The sequence below is a fragment of the Kitasatospora sp. NPDC051705 genome (assembly GCF_044453265.1).
GTDB lineage: Bacteria > Actinomycetota > Actinomycetes > Streptomycetales > Streptomycetaceae > Kitasatospora.
The window spans coordinates 146,236-161,764 of sequence record NZ_JBITCO010000014.1; the positions used below are offsets into that span (position 1 = coordinate 146,236).

Consider the following 15,529-nt stretch of genomic DNA (forward strand, 5'->3'; position numbering starts at 1 on the left):
AGCACCCCCGGGGATGCGGTAATGTTTTCCCTGCACCCGGGCGATTAGCTCAGCGGGAGAGCACTTCGTTCACACCGAAGGGGTCACTGGTTCGATCCCAGTATCGCCCACCGGAATGCATAGTGATACGTGAGGCCCAGCCGATTATCGGCTGGGCCTCACGTGTATTTCCGGAATCCCCGAACGGTGGCCGGTGGGAATGCGACTGAGGATCAGTCATCTTCCGCGCGGAGCGCGAGTTCTGCCGGTGCGCCAGCGTCACCCGGAGGGCGCGAGTTGTACGACGACCGCCAAATGGTGCTACAGTTCTTCTCGTTGCCCGGGCGATTAGCTCAGCGGGAGAGCACTTCGTTCACACCGAAGGGGTCACTGGTTCGATCCCAGTATCGCCCACCGGACAGCACGCAGGCCCTGACCAGGAAACCGGTCAGGGCCTGCGGCGCGTCCGGGCCCGGTTACGCCGCCGCCTCGCAGCCGTGCCCGGGCTCCAGCCGGCGGCCGCAGCCGCACCGGGCCGGGCGCAGCGGCCAGGAGAGGTCCACCCGCTCCGGCGTCCCCGACCGGTCGAACCAGCTCTGCAGGCCCCGCGCCTGCGCCGCGTGCCAGATCGCCTGCCGCAGGTGCAGCTCCGCCGCGGTCAGCCCGCCCAGCGCCGCCGGGTAACGGAACCCGATCCGCCGGGTCAGCGCCAGCGCGGCCGTCGCGTCCGCCGCCGCGTCGTGCGCCCCGGCCAGCTCCACGCCGTAGTGCGCGCACAGGTCGGTCAGCGTCCGCCGGCCCTTGCGGTAGCGGTCCACGTGCTTGTCCAGCACCCGGGGGTCCAGCACCACCAGCCCGGCCGCGCCCAGCCCGCCGGTCAGCGTCAGGCCGTGGTGGCGGCGCAGCTCCCGGTCCAGCAGCGTCAGGTCGTACGGGGCGTTCATCACCACCACCGGGACGCCGGCCCGGGCCTGGGCCGCCAGTGCGCGGGTGACCTCCGCCACCACCACGCCGACCGGCCGCCCGTGCGCGCGGACCTGTTCGTCGGATATGCCGTGCACCGCCCGGGCGCCGTCCGGGATGGGCACGCCCGGATCGGCGAGCCAGGTGGTGGTCCGGACGTCCGCGCCGGGGGCGCACTGGACGACCAGGGCGGCCGAGACGATGCGGTCGGACTCGACGTCCACGCCGGTGGTCTCGGTGTCGAAGGAGGCGAGCGGGCCGGTGTACCAGTGCTGCTGCATGACTGCCCCTCAGGCGAGCGTTCCGCACCCCGGTGATACCCGCTCCTGACGCCCTTTCAACCGTTTGGCGCAGGGCGGACCGGGGATCCTCCGGGGGGACGTCCCGTTCGGTTCCGGACGGGCCCGGAGCCGGGGGAGGCCACGGGGAGATGGCACTGACGCAGCCGCAGCCCGACGGGGCGGCGGCCGTCCTGCGGGGGAACCTCGCGGTCACCGCCTGCATGGAGACGCTGCAGGTCGGCTACCTGCACGCGGTCGCCGCCGCGGCCGGCTGCTCGCTCTCCCAGCCGTTCCCGGACAACGGCATCGACTGGCAGGTCAGCCACGGCTCCCGGGAGCACGAGGTGGACGACGAGGTCACCGTCAAGATCCAGCTCAAGGCCACCCAGCAGATCGCGCCCGGGCCGCCCGGGCCGTTCTTCAGCTTCACCCTGGACAACGACCACCTGCGCAAGCTGGCCCGGGCACGGGTCGCGGTGCCGCGCATCCTGGTCGTGATGCTGCTGCCGCGCCGGGTCGACCACTGGCTGCGGGCCCGCCCGGACGCCCTGGAGCTGCGGCACTGCTGCTACTGGGTCAACCTGGCCGGCCACCCGGTCACCGGGCAGCGGCGCACCAACGTGCGGGTGCCCACCGGAAGGGTCTTCGACGACCGCGCGCTCTGCGACATCATGGCCCGGGTCGGCGCGGGTGAGAGCCCGTGACGGCCGGGCCCCGGCAGCGAGGAGCAGCATCCATGACACCGCCGCACGCACCGGACGGCCCGGCCCCGGCCCTGCCCGACCCGGCCGCCGTCGACCCGGCGGTGCTCGCCACCCTGCTGGCCCGGCACGGCTGGGTCCGGCGGGGCGGCCCCGCCGCGCGCTACGGACGCTGGACGCCCCCGGAGGACGAGCCCGGCACCAGCCTGCTCGTCCCCGCCGGGGACGGCTTCGACGACGCCGTCGACCTCCTCGCCGACGCCGTCACCGCGCTGTCCCGGTCCGCCACCCCCTCCGCCCGAGCCGTCCTCCGGGCCCTCGCGGTGCCCGGCGACGAGCTGCGCTGGCACCGTGAACTGCCCGGACCGGCCGGGGCCGCCCCCTGGGCGGAGGCCGAGCGGCTGCGGGGCGCCGCCCGGGCGATGCTCGCCGCCGGCGCCAAGGCCGCCCGGAGCACGGCCGCCTACTTCGGGGCGCGGCTGGACGACCACGCCGCGGACTTCCTGGACCGGGTCCTGGTCGTCGAACAGGGCACCGACCTGACCGCCCACACCCCCGCCCCCGAGGGCCGGGCCGCCGTCACCACGCTGGTGCGGGCCCTGGAGGCGCTGCGCGACGCCGTCGACTACCGGCGGGTCAGCGGCGGGTCCGACGTCTTCGAGAACGCCGTCGGGGCCGGGGTCAGCCGGGAGCTGGTGCAGTCCGTCGAGGAGCTGGTCCGCGGCACGACGGCGGCCCGGCTCGCGGTCGCCTGGTCGGCCGCCGCCGGGACGCCGGGCGGGTTCGGCGACCGCCGGATCGTCCTCGAGTTCTCGCCCGGCGACCTGCCCGCCCTCGCCGAGGCGGCCGACCTGCTGGAGCGGATCGAGCCCGCGGTGGCGGTCACCGTCGTCGGCGTGGTCGTCCGGCTCAAGCGCGCCGGCCCGACGGGGCCGGGCGCGGTGCGGCTGCGCGTCCTCGGCGGCGCGGAGGTCCGCGAGCTCAAGCTCCGCCTGCCCGACCCGGACTACCGGATCGCCGCCGAGGCCCACCTCGCGGGCCTGCCGGTCCGGGTCTCCGGCCGGCTCGAACGGCACGGCGCCTTCCGCCGGCTGACCCGGCCGCACGGCCTGGAACCCTGCGGCTGGGAGGACGCCGAGCGCGAGCGGCTGCTGAAGTCCCTCGGGGACGGGCGGGGGGAGGGCCCGGGCGAAGGGGGAGAGGGGGCGTAGGTGCGCGGCGGGGGTGACGCTCTCGGTACCATCGTCACGCGCAGCGCAGTGTTGCGTCCTCTGAATCCAGCACGTCAGGAGAGACCGGTGACGGACGTCCGGGTAATCATCAGCCGCGAACCCGATCGGGAAGAGCGCGTGGTGACGACGGGCACCACGGCCGCCGAGCTCTTCGCCGACGACCGCTCGATCATCGCCGCCCGCGTCGGCGGCCAGCTCAAGGACCTCGCGTACGTCCTGCAGGACGGCGAGGAGGTCGAGCCGGTCGAGATCGGCAGCAAGGACGGCCTCGACATCCTGCGCCACTCCACCGCGCACGTCATGGCCCAGGCCGTGCAGCAGCTCTTCCCGGAGGCCAAGCTCGGCATCGGCCCGCCGGTGAAGGACGGCTTCTACTACGACTTCGACGTCGAGAAGCCCTTCCACCCCGATGACCTCAAGGCCATCGAGAAGAAGATGCAGGAGATCATCAAGCGCGGGCAGAGGTTCTCCCGCCGCGTGGTCACCGACGAGTCCGCCCGCGAGGAGCTGGCCGCCGAGCCGTTCAAGCTGGAGCTGATCGGCCTCAAGGGCTCCGCCGCCACCGCCGGCGAGGGCGCCGACGTCGAGGTGGGCGCCGGCGAGCTCACCATCTACGACAACCTGGACGCCAAGACCGGCGAGCAGTGCTGGGGCGACCTCTGCCGCGGCCCGCACCTGCCCAGCACCCGGCACATCCCGGCGTTCAAGCTGATGCGCAACGCGGCCGCCTACTGGCGCGGCAGCGAGAAGAACCCGATGCTGCAGCGCATCTACGGCACCGCGTGGCCGAGCAAGGACGAGCTGAAGGCCCACCTGGACTTCCTCGTCGAGGCGGAGAAGCGCGACCACCGCAAGCTCGGCAACGAGCTCGATCTCTTCTCCATCCCGGAGGAGATCGGCTCCGGCCTCGCGGTCTTCCACCCCAAGGGCGGCGTCATCCGCCGGGCCATGGAGGACTACTCGCGCAAGCGGCACGAGGAGGAGGGCTACGAGTTCGTCTACACCCCGCACGCCACCAAGGGGAAGCTCTTCGAGAAGAGCGGCCACCTCGACTGGTACGCGGACGGTATGTACCCGCCCATGCAGCTCGACGAGGGCGTGGACTACTACCTCAAGCCGATGAACTGCCCGATGCACAACCTGATCTTCGACGCGCGCGGCCGCTCGTACCGTGAACTGCCGCTGCGCCTCTTCGAGTTCGGGACGGTGTACCGCTACGAGAAGTCCGGCGTGGTGCACGGCCTGACCCGCGCCCGCGGCTTCACGCAGGACGACGCGCACATCTACTGCACTCGCGAGCAGATGGCCGAGGAGCTCGACTCCACGCTGACCTTCGTGCTCAACCTGCTCCGCGACTACGGTCTGACCGACTTCTACCTGGAGCTGTCGACCAAGGACCCGGAGAAGTTCGTCGGCAGCGACGAGGCCTGGGAGGAGGCCACCGCCGTCCTGGCGAGCGTGGCCGAGAAGCAGGGCCTGCCGCTGGTCCCGGACCCGGGCGGCGCGGCCTTCTACGGCCCGAAGATCTCGGTGCAGGCGCGCGACGCCATCGGCCGCACCTGGCAGATGTCGACCATCCAGCTCGACTTCAACCTGCCGGAGCGGTTCGACCTCGAGTACACCGGGGCGGACGGCTCGCGCCAGCGGCCGGTCATGATCCACCGCGCCCTCTTCGGTTCGATCGAGCGCTTCTTCGCGGTGCTGCTGGAGCACTACGCCGGCGCCATGCCGCCGTGGCTGGCCCCGGTCACCGTCACCGGCATCCCGATCACCGACGAGCACGTGCCGTACCTGCTCGACGTCGCGGCGGAGCTGAAGAAGCACGGGGTCCGGGTCGAGGTGGACACCTCCGACGACCGCATGCAGAAGAAGATCCGCAACGCCCAGAAGAGCAAGGTCCCGTTCATGCTCATCGCCGGTAACGACGACGTCGAGGCGGGCGCGGTGTCCTTCCGCTACCGCAACGGCGAGCAGAAGAACGGCGTCCCGGTGGCGGACGCGGTGCAGGAGATCGTCGAGGCGGTGCGGAGCCGGATCCAGGTGTGATCCGCTGGCACGACCGTCACGCGCGGGGCAGGCTCTCGACGAGTCTGCCCCGCGCGGCTTTGCAAGCACCGCCGGGCGAATATGCTGATCAGCATGACGACTGAGCCGGAACTGCAGCGGGGCGTCGGTGAGCCGGACGGCTTCCGCCGCCTGTGGACCCCCCATCGGATGGCGTACATCCAGGGTGAGAACAAGCCCACCGGCCCGGCTCCGGACGACGGTTGCCCGTTCTGCTCGATCCCCTCGCTGAGCGACGAGGACGGCCTGGTCATCGCCCGGGGGAGCGCCGTCTTCGCGGTGCTGAACCTGTACCCGTACAACGGCGGCCACTTGATGGTCGTCCCGTACCGGCACGTGGCGGACTACACCGACCTGGACGAGGCGGAGACGGCCGAGCTGGCCGACTTCACCAAGCGGGCGATGACCGCGCTGCGGGCCGCCTCGGGCGCGCACGGGTTCAACATCGGGATGAACCAGGGCGCGGCGGCGGGGGCCGGGATCGCCGCGCACCTGCACCAGCACGTGGTGCCGCGCTGGGGCGGCGACACCAACTTCATGCCGGTGGTCGGCCACACCAAGGTGCTGCCGCAGCTGCTGGCGGACACCCGCAAGATGCTGGCCGAGGCCTGGCCGCAGGACTGACCGCGGCGTTCCGCGACCGGCCCGGCCGGCCGGAACGCCGGAAGGGGCCCGCCACCGTCGATCCGGTGGCGGGTCCCTCCGTGTTGTCGGTCGTACGGGCGCCTGCGCGGCCTACTCGAACTGGTCGACCCTGTACGGGCGGGTGCCCTGCGCCTCGGACTTGATGATCGAGGCGCGGTTCTTGAAGCGCTCGGTGTCCAGGTCGTGCTCCTCCAGGAACTCCAGCGTGGCGGCGTGCACCGCGCCGAGCACCGGGACGGAGGCGTTGAGCGCGTTGTCCGTCATGAAGCGGCTGCCCCACGGCGGGCTGGCCCAGGCGTGCCGGAAGCCGAACGGCTCGGGCAAGCCCATGCCGCCGCCGAGCCAGGCGAGCAGCCCGGGGGCCCGGGTGAAGGGCGCGCGCAGGGCCTGGCGCACCACCTCGTCGTTGTCGATCAGGGGGAGCTGGACGGTGCGCTCCTCCCAGAACTTGCCGGTCTTCTGGACGGTCTTCTCCTTGGGCGCCGGCTTGTCGCCGAAGACGCCGTTGACCGGGCCGAGCGCGTAGCCGGCGACGGTGACCGTGAGGGTGTTGGCGAGCAGGGTCACCGTGATGGTGAAGGTGATGATCAGCTTGCCGTCGAAGGTGATGAACTGGGTGGCCAGGTAGTGCCGGGGGCCGCCGCCGGCGAAGGTCTGCTTGTCGGCGATGGTCTGCAGGGCGAAGTCGCGCATCCGGTCGCCGTCCATGTCGGCGTTGCCGGGGCGGGAGATCTCGTCGGCGTTCTCGCCGATCTCCATGACCGCCCACTGCTTGACCGTGATGTTGGTCATCCCGCTGTTGGCGACCTCGCTGACGGCGAGCCCCTTGAGGTGCGAGGAGATCTTCCGGACGAGGTCCCAGGGGTGGAAGGCGCGGAAGTCGGAGTGGCCCTCGGCGGGGCGCATCACGTCGACCAGGCGCCACTCGCCCCAGCGCCGGCCGATGCCGAGGATGCCCTTGGGCCCGGCGTAGTGCTGGATGTTGGTCTCCTGCTCGCCGTCCATCCGGGCGAGCCGGTCGCGCAGGTCGACGGCCTTCTTGTCGAGGTCGTCGCGGGGGACGGCCTTGGCGACGCTGGCGGCGACGGCGTTGCCCTCGACCAGGGCCTGCCAGCGCGCGCGGAGGTCCTTGGTGGACTGCAGCACGATGCGCCGGGCGAGGATCCAGCCGATGATCGGCGGGACCATGGCGATCCGCAGGTAGACGCCGAGCGGGCCCTGGACGGGCGGCTTGACCAGCACCAGCACGGACACCACGGCCGCGGCCAGCAGGGCGAGGCTGCCGTAGAGCTCGTCCTGGAGGGCCTTCCCCTTCATGAGGTAGATCCGCAGGTAGAACGCGCCGACCCAGAGCAGGGTGCCGGGCAGTGCGAGCAGGCCGAAGAGCAGCGTGACCACCGTCAGCCTGCGGTCCCGCGCGGCGCGCAACTCCTGGGCGGCGAGGCAGTGTTCGACGATCTGGCGGGTGTCGGTGCCGAACGAGGGCACGATCGGCTTGCGCCCGGCGCCCACCGTGCGGGCGATCACGGCGGCGCTGAACGCCTCGCCGAGATTGGCCTCGAAGAGCTTGAACCGGGGCTTCTTGTGGGTCGCGGCGGTGACCTTGCCGACGAAGTCCTCGATCTTGCCGTCGCGGTACGCGACCGAGGAGAGCGCCTGGGTGACTCCGGTCTGCGGCCCGGCGTCCGTCCGGGGTATCTGCGCACCCGGGGTCATGTCGAGTGTGGTCACGGTGGCGACCCTCCTCCCCTTGTCAGCGGCAGGTTACCGTGCCGTGGTGCCGCCGCGCTCATGATCGTCTGAAGTGCCGTCACGATCCGGCCGCACCCGGCCCGAGGGGCATGATGCCCAGCTTCGGGCGGGTCGATACCCGGGCGGCGGGGGCGTGTGGGGGTGGGGCAGGATGGTGGTGACCGCGAGGAAGGGGGCCCACCCGATGGACCCGGTGCTGGTGTTCGACGGGGACTGCTCGTTCTGCTCGTCCTGCGTGCGGTGGGGGGAGCGCTACCTGCGCCAGACCCTGGCCTCGGGCGGCTGGGAGGCGGTGCCGTTCCAGTTCGCGGACCTGCCCGCGCTGGACGCGCGGGCCGGCGGGCGCGGCGAGCTGACCGCGGAGCGCGCGGAGCGCGAGGTGCTCTGGCTGACGCCGACGGGCCGGGTGTACGGGGGAGCGCAGGCGGTGGCCCGGCTGCTGCTGCGCACCGGCGGTGCCTGGGCCTTCCTGGGCGCGGTGCTGACGCTGGCGCCGGTGCGGCCGGTGGCGGGGCTCGCCTACCGCTGGGTGTCGCGCAACCGCCACCGGATGCCCGGCGGCACGGCGGCGTGCGCGCTGCCGCACCGGCCGGGCGGCGTTCAGTCGGTGTAGCGGGCGGCCACGGCGGTCGGCATGGGTTCGTGGCGCAGGTAGGCGCGGGAGAACTCGGCGGTGCCGTGGGTGAGTGAGCGCAGGTCGACGGGGTAGCGGACGAGTTCGAGCTCCGGGACCTCGGCGCGCAGCAGGGTCAGGCCCGGGCCGCCGGTCTCGGTGCCGAGGACGCGGCCGCGGCGGGCGGCGAGGTCGCCGAGGACGGCGCCGAGGTAGTCGTCGGGCAGCATCACGGTGACGGCGGCGACGGGTTCGAGCAGCCGGATGACGGCGTGCTCGGCCGCGTCGCGCAGGGCCAGGGCGGCGGCGTTCTGGAAGGACGCGTCGGAGGAGTCGACGGAGTGCGCCTTCCCGTCGGTGAGGGTGACCCGGACGTCGACGAGCGGGTGCCCGGTGGCGACGCCCTTGGCGAGCTGGGCGCGCAGGCCCTTCTCGACGGAGGGGATGAAGTGCTTGGGGACGGCGCCGCCGACGACCCGTTCCCGGAACTCGAAGCCGGAGCCGGCCGGGAGCGGCTCGACCTCCAGGTCGCAGATGGCGTACTGGCCGTGGCCGCCGGACTGCTTGACGAGCCGGCCGTGGCCGGCGGCGGCGGTGCCGAAGGTCTCGCGCAGGGCGACCTTCGGCTCCACGGTGTCGACGTGGACGCCGTGCCGGCTGCGCAGCCGGTCGAGCACGACGTCGACGTGGGCCTCGCCGGTGCACCAGAGGACGAGCTGGTGGGTGTCCGGGTTCTGTTCGAGGCGCAGGGCCGGGTCCTCGGCGGTGAGGCGGGCGAGGGCCTGGGAGAGCTTGTCGTCGTCGGCCTTGCTGTGGGCCTCGACGGCGATCGGGAGCAGCGGCTCGGGCAGCGTCCAGCCGTCGAGGTCGACGGGGTGGCCGGGGTCGTGGACGGTGTCGCCGGCGCGGGCGGTGGTGAGTTTGGCGGCGCAGACCAGGTCGCCCGCGACGGCGTGCGGGACGGGCCGCTGGAGCTTGCCGAACGGGCTGGTGAGGCCGGTGACGCGCTCGTCGCCGTTCTGGTCGGCGGTGTGCGCGGGGCCGGTGAGGTGGATCCGGGTGTCGGGCCGCAGGGTGCCGGCGTACAGGCGCAGCAGGCTGATCCGGCCGACGTAGGCGTCGCCGGTGACGCGGACGACCTGGGCGGCGAGCGGGGCGTCCGGGTCGCAGTCGGGGGCGGGGCGGGTGCGTTCGGTGGGGTCGGGGAAGGTGTGGACGATCAGGTCGAGGAGCTCGGCGGCGCCGAGGCCGTTGTCGCTGGTGGGGACGGCGGGGTGGAGGACGCAGTCGAGGACTTCGCGGCGCAGGCCGGCTTCGAGCGCCTCGGTGTCGAGGGCGTCGCCGGCCAGGTAGCGCTCCATCAGGGTGTCGTCCTGGCCGGAGATGGCCTCGACGAGGCTGTCGTGGGCGGGGCCGGTGTCGGGCAGCGGGGCCGCCCGGCCGTAGGTGTCGCCGGTGAGGAGGTCGACGCTGCCGTCGGGGTGGCCGTCGTGGAGGACGGGCAGGAAGAGCGGGCGCAGGGTGTCCGGGCCCAGGTCGAAGGCGTCGTGGCAGGCGGTGAGGATGTCGTCGAAGCCGGTGTGGGCGAGGTCGAGCTTGGCGACGGCGATGGCGCGCGGGATGCCCTCGGCGGCGCACTCGCGCCAGCGGGCGCGGGTGGGGGCGGTGACCGGGTCGGTGGCGGAGACGACGAAGACGGCGGCGTCGGCGGCGTGCAGCGCGGCGCGCAGGTCGGCGGTGAAGTCGGGGTGGCCGGGCGGGTCGATCAGGTTGATCTTGACGCCCTTCCACTCGAGCGGGAGCAGCGAGAGCTGGACGGAGCGCTGCTGGTGGTGCTCGATGTCCTCGTGGTCGGACACGGTGGTGCCGTCGGTGACCCGGCCGGCCCGGCCGGTGGCGCCGGCGGCGAGCGCCAGGGATTCGGCGAGGGTGGTCTTGCCCACACCGCTGGAGCCGATCAGGACGACGTTGCGCAGGTCCCGGGGGCCGGTGACGGCGGGCGCCTGAGCGGCTCGTGCCGTGCTGCGGTCGGGCATCGGGGTCTCCTCCCGTAGCGCCGGGGGTGTCCTTCGAAAGTCTAGGGGCGGGTGTCGGGGCGGCGCGTGTCGTACGACGGGCGGGTGCGGGGCGGGACGGGTGTGTCGCGGGGCGGTGGGTGCGACGGAGCGGCTCCCCGGCCTGGCTACGATGGGTGCGCCGGCCGGGCTGATCCGTCCGGTCGTCTGCCGCGCGAACTGCGCCAGGCGGGTACCAGGGAGATCGGAGCGGTCGGGAAGGCCATGCTCAACAAATACGCGCGTGCCTTCTTCACACGTGTCCTGACCCCGTTCGCCGCGTTCCTGATCCGGCTGGGCGTGAGCCCGGACGCCGTGACGCTGATCGGTACCGCCGGTTCGGTGGCCGGTGCGCTGGTGTTCTTCCCGCGCGGGGAGTTCTTCTGGGGCACCATCACGATCACGCTGTTCATCTTCTCGGACCTGGTGGACGGGAACATGGCCCGCCAGCTGGGCCGGACCAGCAAGTGGGGGGCGTTCCTGGACTCCACGCTGGACCGGGTCGCGGACGCCGCGATCTTCGGCGGCCTGGCGATGTGGTACGCGGGCAAGGGCGACAACGACCTGCTGTGCGCGGTGGCGATCTTCTGCCTGGCGAGCGGTCTGGTGGTGTCGTACACCAAGGCGAGGGCGGAGAGCCAGGGCCTGCCGTGCGACGTGTCGGGGCTGGTGGAGCGGGCGGAGCGGCTGGTGATCAGCCTGGTGGCGGCCGGGGTCTCGGGGCTGCACACGTTCGGGGTGCCGTACGTGGAGTGGCTGCTGCCGGTGGCGCTGTGGCTGGTCGCGGCGGGCAGTCTGGTGACGGTGTTCCAGCGGATGCTGACCGTGCGCCGGGAGGCGTTCGAGGCCGACCGAGCGGCGGCCGGGAGCTGATGGGGGGCGTCCTGCGGTGACGGACCGACTGGTGTACTGGGCGTACGCGCTGGGCTGGGCGGTGCTCAAGCACCTGCCGGAGCGGGCGGCGCGGGGCCTCTTCGACGGCCTGGCGGACTACGCCTGGCGCAAGCGCGGCAAGCGGGTGCTCCAGCTGGAGGCCAACCTGCGCCGGGTCCGTCCGGGGCTGGACGAGGCGGGGGTGCGGGAGCTGTCCCGGGCCGGGATGCGCTCGTACCTGCGGTACTGGATGGAGTCGTTCCGGCTGCCGGTGTGGAGCCGCGAGCGGGTGGCCCGCGACGTACGGGTGGACGGCACGGAGCACCTGCGGGAGGCGATGGAGTCCGGGCGGGGCGCGGTGATAGCGCTGCCGCACATGGGCAACTGGGACCTCGCGGGCACCTGGGTGGCCCAGCAGGGCTTCCCGTTCACGACGGTCGCGGAGCGGTTGAAGCCGGAGCGGCTGTTCGACCGGTTCGTGGCGTTCCGGGAGGGCCAGGGCATGGAGGTCCTGGCCCTGACCGGCGGCGGGGTGAACGTGATCGGCACGCTGGCGCGGCGGCTGCGCGAGGGGCGGCTGGTCTGCCTGGTGGGGGACCGCGACCTCTCGGAGGCGGGCCTGGAGGTGTCCTTCTTTGGGGAGGCGACCAGGATGCCGGCCGGTCCGGCGGCGCTGTGCCAGCGGACCGGGGCGGCGCTGCTGCCGGTGACGCTCTGGTACGAGGGCCCGGTGATGCGGGCACGGATCCACCCCGAGGTGCCGGTGCCGCCGGGGGAGGACCGCAAGGAGCGGACCCGGGCGATGACCCAGGCGCTGGCGGACGTGTGGGAGCGGGGGATCGGCGAGCACCCGGAGGACTGGCACATGCTGCAGCGCTTCTGGCTGGCCGACCTCCCGGTCCGTGAGACGGTGGGGGAGGCGGCCGGGCCGCGCCCCGAGCGGGCCCGGGAGGCCGGGCCGGAGCAGGCCGGCGAGCCCGCGGCCGAGGCCTCCGGGTCCTGATCCCGGCCGACCGGGTCCTGGCCCCGGTCAACAGGAGTGCCCGCAGGAGTACCCGAAGGAGCATGAGGAACCCGTGAAGATCGGCATCGTCTGCCCGTACGACTGGGACGTCCCCGGCGGGGTGCAGTTCCACATCCGGGATCTCGCCGAGCACCTGATCGGCCTGGGCCACGAGGTGTCGGTGCTGGCGCCGGCCGAGGACGACGAGGCCCTGCCGCCGTACGTGGTCTCGGCCGGGCGGGCGGTGGCGGTGCCGTACAACGGCTCGGTGGCGCGGCTGAGCTTCGGCATCCTGTCCGCGGCGCGGGTGCGGCGGTGGCTGCACGACGGGCGGTTCGACATCCTGCACGTCCACGAGCCGGCCTCGCCCAGCCTGTCGATGCTGGCCGCGTGGTCGGCCTCCGGGCCGATGGTGGGGACGTTCCACACCTCGAACCCGCGTTCGCGGGCGATGATCGCGGCCTCGCCGATCCTGCAGCCGGGCCTGGAGAAGATGCGGGCCCGGATCGCGGTGTCGGAGTACGCCCGGCGGACGCTGGTGGAGCACCTGGGCGGCGACGCGGTGGTGATCCCGAACGGCGTGGACGTCGGCTTCTTCGCCGAGGCCGAGCCGGACAAGCGCTGGACCGGCGGCGCGGCGGACGGCGAGCCGGGCACGATCGGCTTCATCGGCCGGATCAACGAGCCGCGTAAGGGCCTGCCGACGCTGCTGGCCGCGCTGCCGAGGATCCTGGCGGAGCGGCCGGGGGTGCGGCTGCTGGTGGCGGGCAAGGGCGACGAGGAGGAGGCCGTCGCGGGCCTGGCGCCCGAGGTCCGTGCGCAGGTGGAGTTCCTCGGCATGGTCAGCGACCGGGACAAGGCCCGGCTGCTGCGCAGCGTGGACCTGTACGTGGCGCCGAACACCGGGGGCGAGAGCTTCGGGATCATCCTGGTCGAGGCGATGTCGGCGGGCGCCCCGGTGCTGGCCAGCGACCTGGACGCGTTCAAGCAGGTGCTGGACGGCGGCGACGCCGGCGAGCTGTTCCCGGTGGAGGACGCGGACGCGCTGGCCCGGTCGGCGCTGCGCCTGCTGGGCGACCCGGGGCGGCTGGAGGAGCTGCGGAAGGCGGCCTCGCGGCACGTGCGGCGGTTCGACTGGTCGACGGTCGGCGCCGACATCCTGGCGGTGTACGAGACGGTGACGGCGGGGGCCGCGGCGGTGGTCGAGGAGGACGTGCGCAGCGGCCGGCGCGGCCGGTTCGGGCTGGCGCGCGACTGATCCGCGTCGGCGGGGGGACCCTGCGGGGCGGCGGCCGGGCCGGGTTAGGGTCGGTGGTCCGTACTGGTGTCGACGCATGGGGGAATTCCGATGCCGCAGATCTCCGTGGACTACTCGCCGGGCCTGGCCGGCTCCTTCGACCGCAGGGCGCTGGGCGTGGCGATCAACCGGCTCGCGGTGAAGACGATCGACGCGACCCCGGGCGCCTGCAAGACGCTGTTCCGCTGCGACGAGGACTTCGTGGTGGGGGACGGCGAGGAGCCGGCGGCGCAGGTGTACGTCGAGTTCCAGATCTTCCCGGGCCGGACGCCGGAGGCGAAGGCGGCGCTCAGCGAGGGCGTGCTGGCGCTGCTGGCCGAGCACGTCCGGCCCGAGCCGGGGGTGCGGCTGCACACCGCGGTGAACGTCTCGGACATCGACCGGGAGTCCTACCGCAGCGCCGCCCTCGGCGGGTAGGGCATGGCACCGGCCCGGCCGCTGCGAGCACGTCGGGCCGGTGACACCGGGTAGCGTTGCGCCCCGTGACTACCTGGATCTGGGCCGGCGTGGCCGTGGTGCTGTTCGGCATGTACCTGAGTTGGACGGCCGGCCGGCTGGACCGGCTGCACGCCAGGATCGACGCCGCGCGCGCGGCGCTGGACGCGCAGCTGGTCCGCCGGGCCTCGGTGGCGATGGAGCTGGCGACCTCCTCGCTGCTGGACCCGGCGGCCTCGCTGCTGCTGCTGGACGCGGCCCACGCGGCCCGGCAGGCCGAGGACGAGCAGCGCGAGGTGGCGGAGAGCCAGCTGAGCCTGGCGCTGCGGGCGGTGCTGGAGGAGCCCGAGCAGGTGGCGGCGCTGGTGGCCGAGCCGGGTGGCGAGGACGCGGTGCGGGACCTGACGGCGGCGGTGCGCCGGGTGCCGATGGCCAGGCGGTTCCACAACGACGCGGTGCGGGCGGCCCGGGCGGTGCGCGAGCACCGATTGGTGCGGTACTTCCGGTTGGCCGGAAAGGCGCCGTTCCCGATGGCCTTCGAGATGGACGACGCCCCGCCGCCCGCTCTCACGCCCGAGGGAGCGCCCGCCTAGGCTGTGCTCGGATACGGCCCGTTTGTCGCATCCCGTCGTCCGGGCTGGACTTGGTGGCGCATGGTTGGGCCCCTTGTTCCGCCTACCATAGGGCGATAGCACTGGTTCATCTTCGAGTGAGGTCTCACGTGTCCACCACCCCCACCACCGCAGACCAGCCGCAGATCGGCACCGCCCGGGTGAAGCGCGGCATGGCCGAGCAGCTCAAGGGCGGTGTGATCATGGACGTGGTCAACGCCGAGCAGGCCAAGATCGCCGAGGACGCCGGAGCGGTGGCCGTCATGGCCCTGGAGCGGGTTCCCGCCGACATCCGCAAGGACGGCGGCGTGGCCCGCATGTCCGACCCGAACATGATCGAGGAGATCATCGAGGCCGTCTCCATCCCGGTGATGGCCAAGTCGCGGATCGGCCACTTCGTCGAGGCCCAGGTCCTCCAGTCGCTGGGTGTCGACTACATCGACGAGTCCGAGGTGCTGACCCCGGCCGACGAGGTCAACCACTCCGACAAGTGGGCCTTCACCACCCCCTTCGTCTGTGGCGCCACCAACCTGGGCGAGGCCCTGCGCCGCATCGCCGAGGGTGCGGCCATGATCCGCTCCAAGGGCGAGGCCGGCACCGGCAACGTCGTCGAGGCCGTCCGCCACCTGCGCCAGATCAAGAACGAGATCGCCAAGCTGCGCGGCTTCGACAACAACGAGCTGTACGCCGCCGCCAAGGAGCTGCGCGCCCCGTACGAGCTGGTCAAGGAGGTCGCCGAGCTCGGCAAGCTGCCGGTCGTGCTGTTCTCCGCCGGTGGCGTGGCCACCCCGGCCGACGCCGCGCTGATGCGCCAGCTGGGCGCCGAGGGCGTCTTCGTCGGCTCCGGCATCTTCAAGTCGGGCGACCCGGCCAAGCGTGCCGCCGCCATCGTGAAGGCCACCACCTTCTTCGACGACCCGAAGATCATCGCGGACGCCTCGCGCAACCTGGGCGAGGCCATGGTCGGCATCAACTGCGACACCCTGCCGGAGACCGAGCGCTACGCCAACCGCGGCTGGTAGTCCG

At 73.0% G+C, this 15,529-nt stretch carries 14 protein-coding genes and 2 tRNA genes; 13 read left to right on the top strand and 3 right to left on the bottom strand.

The features are described from left to right. The first annotated feature begins 38 nt into the window (after positions 1 to 38). A tRNA-Val gene (locus ACIA8Q_RS19885) sits at positions 39 to 110 on the top strand. Between the two features lie 211 nt (positions 111 to 321). Beyond that, positions 322 to 393 (top strand) — tRNA-Val (locus ACIA8Q_RS19890). 62 nt (positions 394 to 455) lie between these two features. On the opposite strand, the gene ACIA8Q_RS19895 is transcribed toward ACIA8Q_RS19890, so the two are convergent. After that, positions 456 to 1,223 carry an exonuclease domain-containing protein gene (locus ACIA8Q_RS19895; RefSeq protein WP_360208841.1) on the bottom strand — a complete coding sequence of 256 codons (768 nt, stop codon included), beginning with the start codon at positions 1,221 to 1,223 and terminating at the stop codon, positions 456 to 458. A 149-nt stretch (positions 1,224 to 1,372) separates the two neighbouring features. Between ACIA8Q_RS19895 and ACIA8Q_RS19900 the strand changes: the two genes are divergently transcribed. The 4 genes from ACIA8Q_RS19900 to ACIA8Q_RS19915 all read left to right on the top strand — a co-directional run bounded on the left by ACIA8Q_RS19900 (position 1,373) and on the right by ACIA8Q_RS19915 (position 5,844). Further along, positions 1,373 to 1,927, top strand: coding sequence for a DUF4365 domain-containing protein (locus ACIA8Q_RS19900; RefSeq protein ID WP_360208844.1), 555 nt, complete (start codon positions 1,373 to 1,375; stop codon positions 1,925 to 1,927). Positions 1,928 to 1,959: 32 nt separating this feature from the next. Further along, positions 1,960 to 3,135 (top strand): hypothetical protein, encoded by a 1,176-nt coding sequence (locus tag ACIA8Q_RS19905; RefSeq protein ID WP_360208846.1) that lies wholly within the window; start codon positions 1,960 to 1,962, stop codon positions 3,133 to 3,135. Positions 3,136 to 3,222: 87 nt separating this feature from the next. Beyond that, complete coding sequence (thrS, locus tag ACIA8Q_RS19910) at positions 3,223 to 5,202, top strand: threonine--tRNA ligase (protein WP_360208848.1); 1,980 nt, start codon at positions 3,223 to 3,225, stop codon at positions 5,200 to 5,202. An 81-nt stretch (positions 5,203 to 5,283) separates the two neighbouring features. Then, positions 5,284 to 5,844 (top strand): HIT domain-containing protein, encoded by a 561-nt coding sequence (locus ACIA8Q_RS19915; protein WP_360208851.1) that lies wholly within the window; start codon positions 5,284 to 5,286, stop codon positions 5,842 to 5,844. 111 nt (positions 5,845 to 5,955) lie between these two features. Here the strand turns inward: ACIA8Q_RS19915 and ACIA8Q_RS19920 are convergent, their stop codons facing one another. Next, complete coding sequence (locus ACIA8Q_RS19920) at positions 5,956 to 7,596, bottom strand: hypothetical protein (RefSeq protein WP_360208854.1); 1,641 nt, start codon at positions 7,594 to 7,596, stop codon at positions 5,956 to 5,958. A 205-nt stretch (positions 7,597 to 7,801) separates the two neighbouring features. Here ACIA8Q_RS19920 and ACIA8Q_RS19925 point away from each other — a divergent pair, with 205 nt between their 5' ends. Beyond that, complete coding sequence (locus ACIA8Q_RS19925) at positions 7,802 to 8,230, top strand: DUF393 domain-containing protein (protein ID WP_360208946.1); 429 nt, start codon at positions 7,802 to 7,804, stop codon at positions 8,228 to 8,230. On the opposite strand, the gene ACIA8Q_RS19930 is transcribed toward ACIA8Q_RS19925, so the two are convergent. Then, entirely contained in the window at positions 8,218 to 10,266 is a 2,049-nt protein-coding gene (locus ACIA8Q_RS19930) for an elongation factor G-like protein EF-G2 (RefSeq protein WP_360208856.1), read from the bottom strand. The genes ACIA8Q_RS19925 and ACIA8Q_RS19930 overlap by 13 nt on opposite strands. Positions 10,267 to 10,509: 243 nt before the next feature. On the opposite strand from ACIA8Q_RS19930, the gene pgsA reads away from it, so the two are divergent. The 6 genes from pgsA to pdxS all read left to right on the top strand — a co-directional run bounded on the left by pgsA (position 10,510) and on the right by pdxS (position 15,525). Then, on the top strand, positions 10,510 to 11,157 hold the full coding sequence (gene pgsA, locus ACIA8Q_RS19935; RefSeq protein WP_360208858.1) for a phosphatidylinositol phosphate synthase: 648 nt from the start codon (positions 10,510 to 10,512) through the stop codon (positions 11,155 to 11,157). 16 nt (positions 11,158 to 11,173) lie between these two features. Next, a complete protein-coding gene (locus tag ACIA8Q_RS19940; RefSeq protein WP_360208860.1) occupies positions 11,174 to 12,160 on the top strand; it encodes a phosphatidylinositol mannoside acyltransferase in 987 nt (328 codons plus the stop codon). Positions 12,161 to 12,233: 73 nt separating this feature from the next. Next, positions 12,234 to 13,418 carry a glycosyltransferase family 4 protein gene (locus tag ACIA8Q_RS19945; RefSeq protein WP_360208863.1) on the top strand — a complete coding sequence of 395 codons (1,185 nt, stop codon included), beginning with the start codon at positions 12,234 to 12,236 and terminating at the stop codon, positions 13,416 to 13,418. 90 nt (positions 13,419 to 13,508) lie between these two features. After that, positions 13,509 to 13,874, top strand: coding sequence for an isomerase (locus tag ACIA8Q_RS19950; protein ID WP_360208866.1), 366 nt, complete (start codon positions 13,509 to 13,511; stop codon positions 13,872 to 13,874). A 65-nt stretch (positions 13,875 to 13,939) separates the two neighbouring features. Then, positions 13,940 to 14,485: a hypothetical protein gene (locus ACIA8Q_RS19955; protein WP_360208869.1), complete on the top strand. Its 546-nt coding sequence runs from the start codon at positions 13,940 to 13,942 to the stop codon at positions 14,483 to 14,485. A gap of 128 nt (positions 14,486 to 14,613) precedes the next feature. Further along, complete coding sequence (gene pdxS, locus ACIA8Q_RS19960; protein ID WP_063346811.1) at positions 14,614 to 15,525, top strand: pyridoxal 5'-phosphate synthase lyase subunit PdxS; 912 nt, start codon at positions 14,614 to 14,616, stop codon at positions 15,523 to 15,525. Positions 15,526 to 15,529 lie beyond the last annotated feature (4 nt).

What these genes read in the sequence shown, in the direction of transcription:
- ACIA8Q_RS19895 (WP_360208841.1), bottom strand. Translation starts at nt 1,223, where the DNA reads ATGCAGCAGCACTGGTACACCGGCCCGCTCGCCTCCTTCGACACCGAG.
- ACIA8Q_RS19930 (WP_360208856.1), bottom strand. Translation starts at nt 10,266, where the DNA reads ATGCCCGACCGCAGCACGGCACGAGCCGCTCAGGCGCCCGCCGTCACC.
- ACIA8Q_RS19905 (WP_360208846.1), top strand. Translation starts at nt 1,960, where the DNA reads ATGACACCGCCGCACGCACCGGACGGCCCGGCCCCGGCCCTGCCCGAC.
- ACIA8Q_RS19925 (WP_360208946.1), top strand. Translation starts at nt 7,802, where the DNA reads ATGGACCCGGTGCTGGTGTTCGACGGGGACTGCTCGTTCTGCTCGTCC.
- ACIA8Q_RS19900 (WP_360208844.1), top strand. Translation starts at nt 1,373, where the DNA reads ATGGCACTGACGCAGCCGCAGCCCGACGGGGCGGCGGCCGTCCTGCGG.
- ACIA8Q_RS19950 (WP_360208866.1), top strand. Translation starts at nt 13,509, where the DNA reads ATGCCGCAGATCTCCGTGGACTACTCGCCGGGCCTGGCCGGCTCCTTC.
- pgsA (WP_360208858.1), top strand. Translation starts at nt 10,510, where the DNA reads ATGCTCAACAAATACGCGCGTGCCTTCTTCACACGTGTCCTGACCCCG.
- ACIA8Q_RS19915 (WP_360208851.1), top strand. Translation starts at nt 5,284, where the DNA reads ATGCTGATCAGCATGACGACTGAGCCGGAACTGCAGCGGGGCGTCGGT.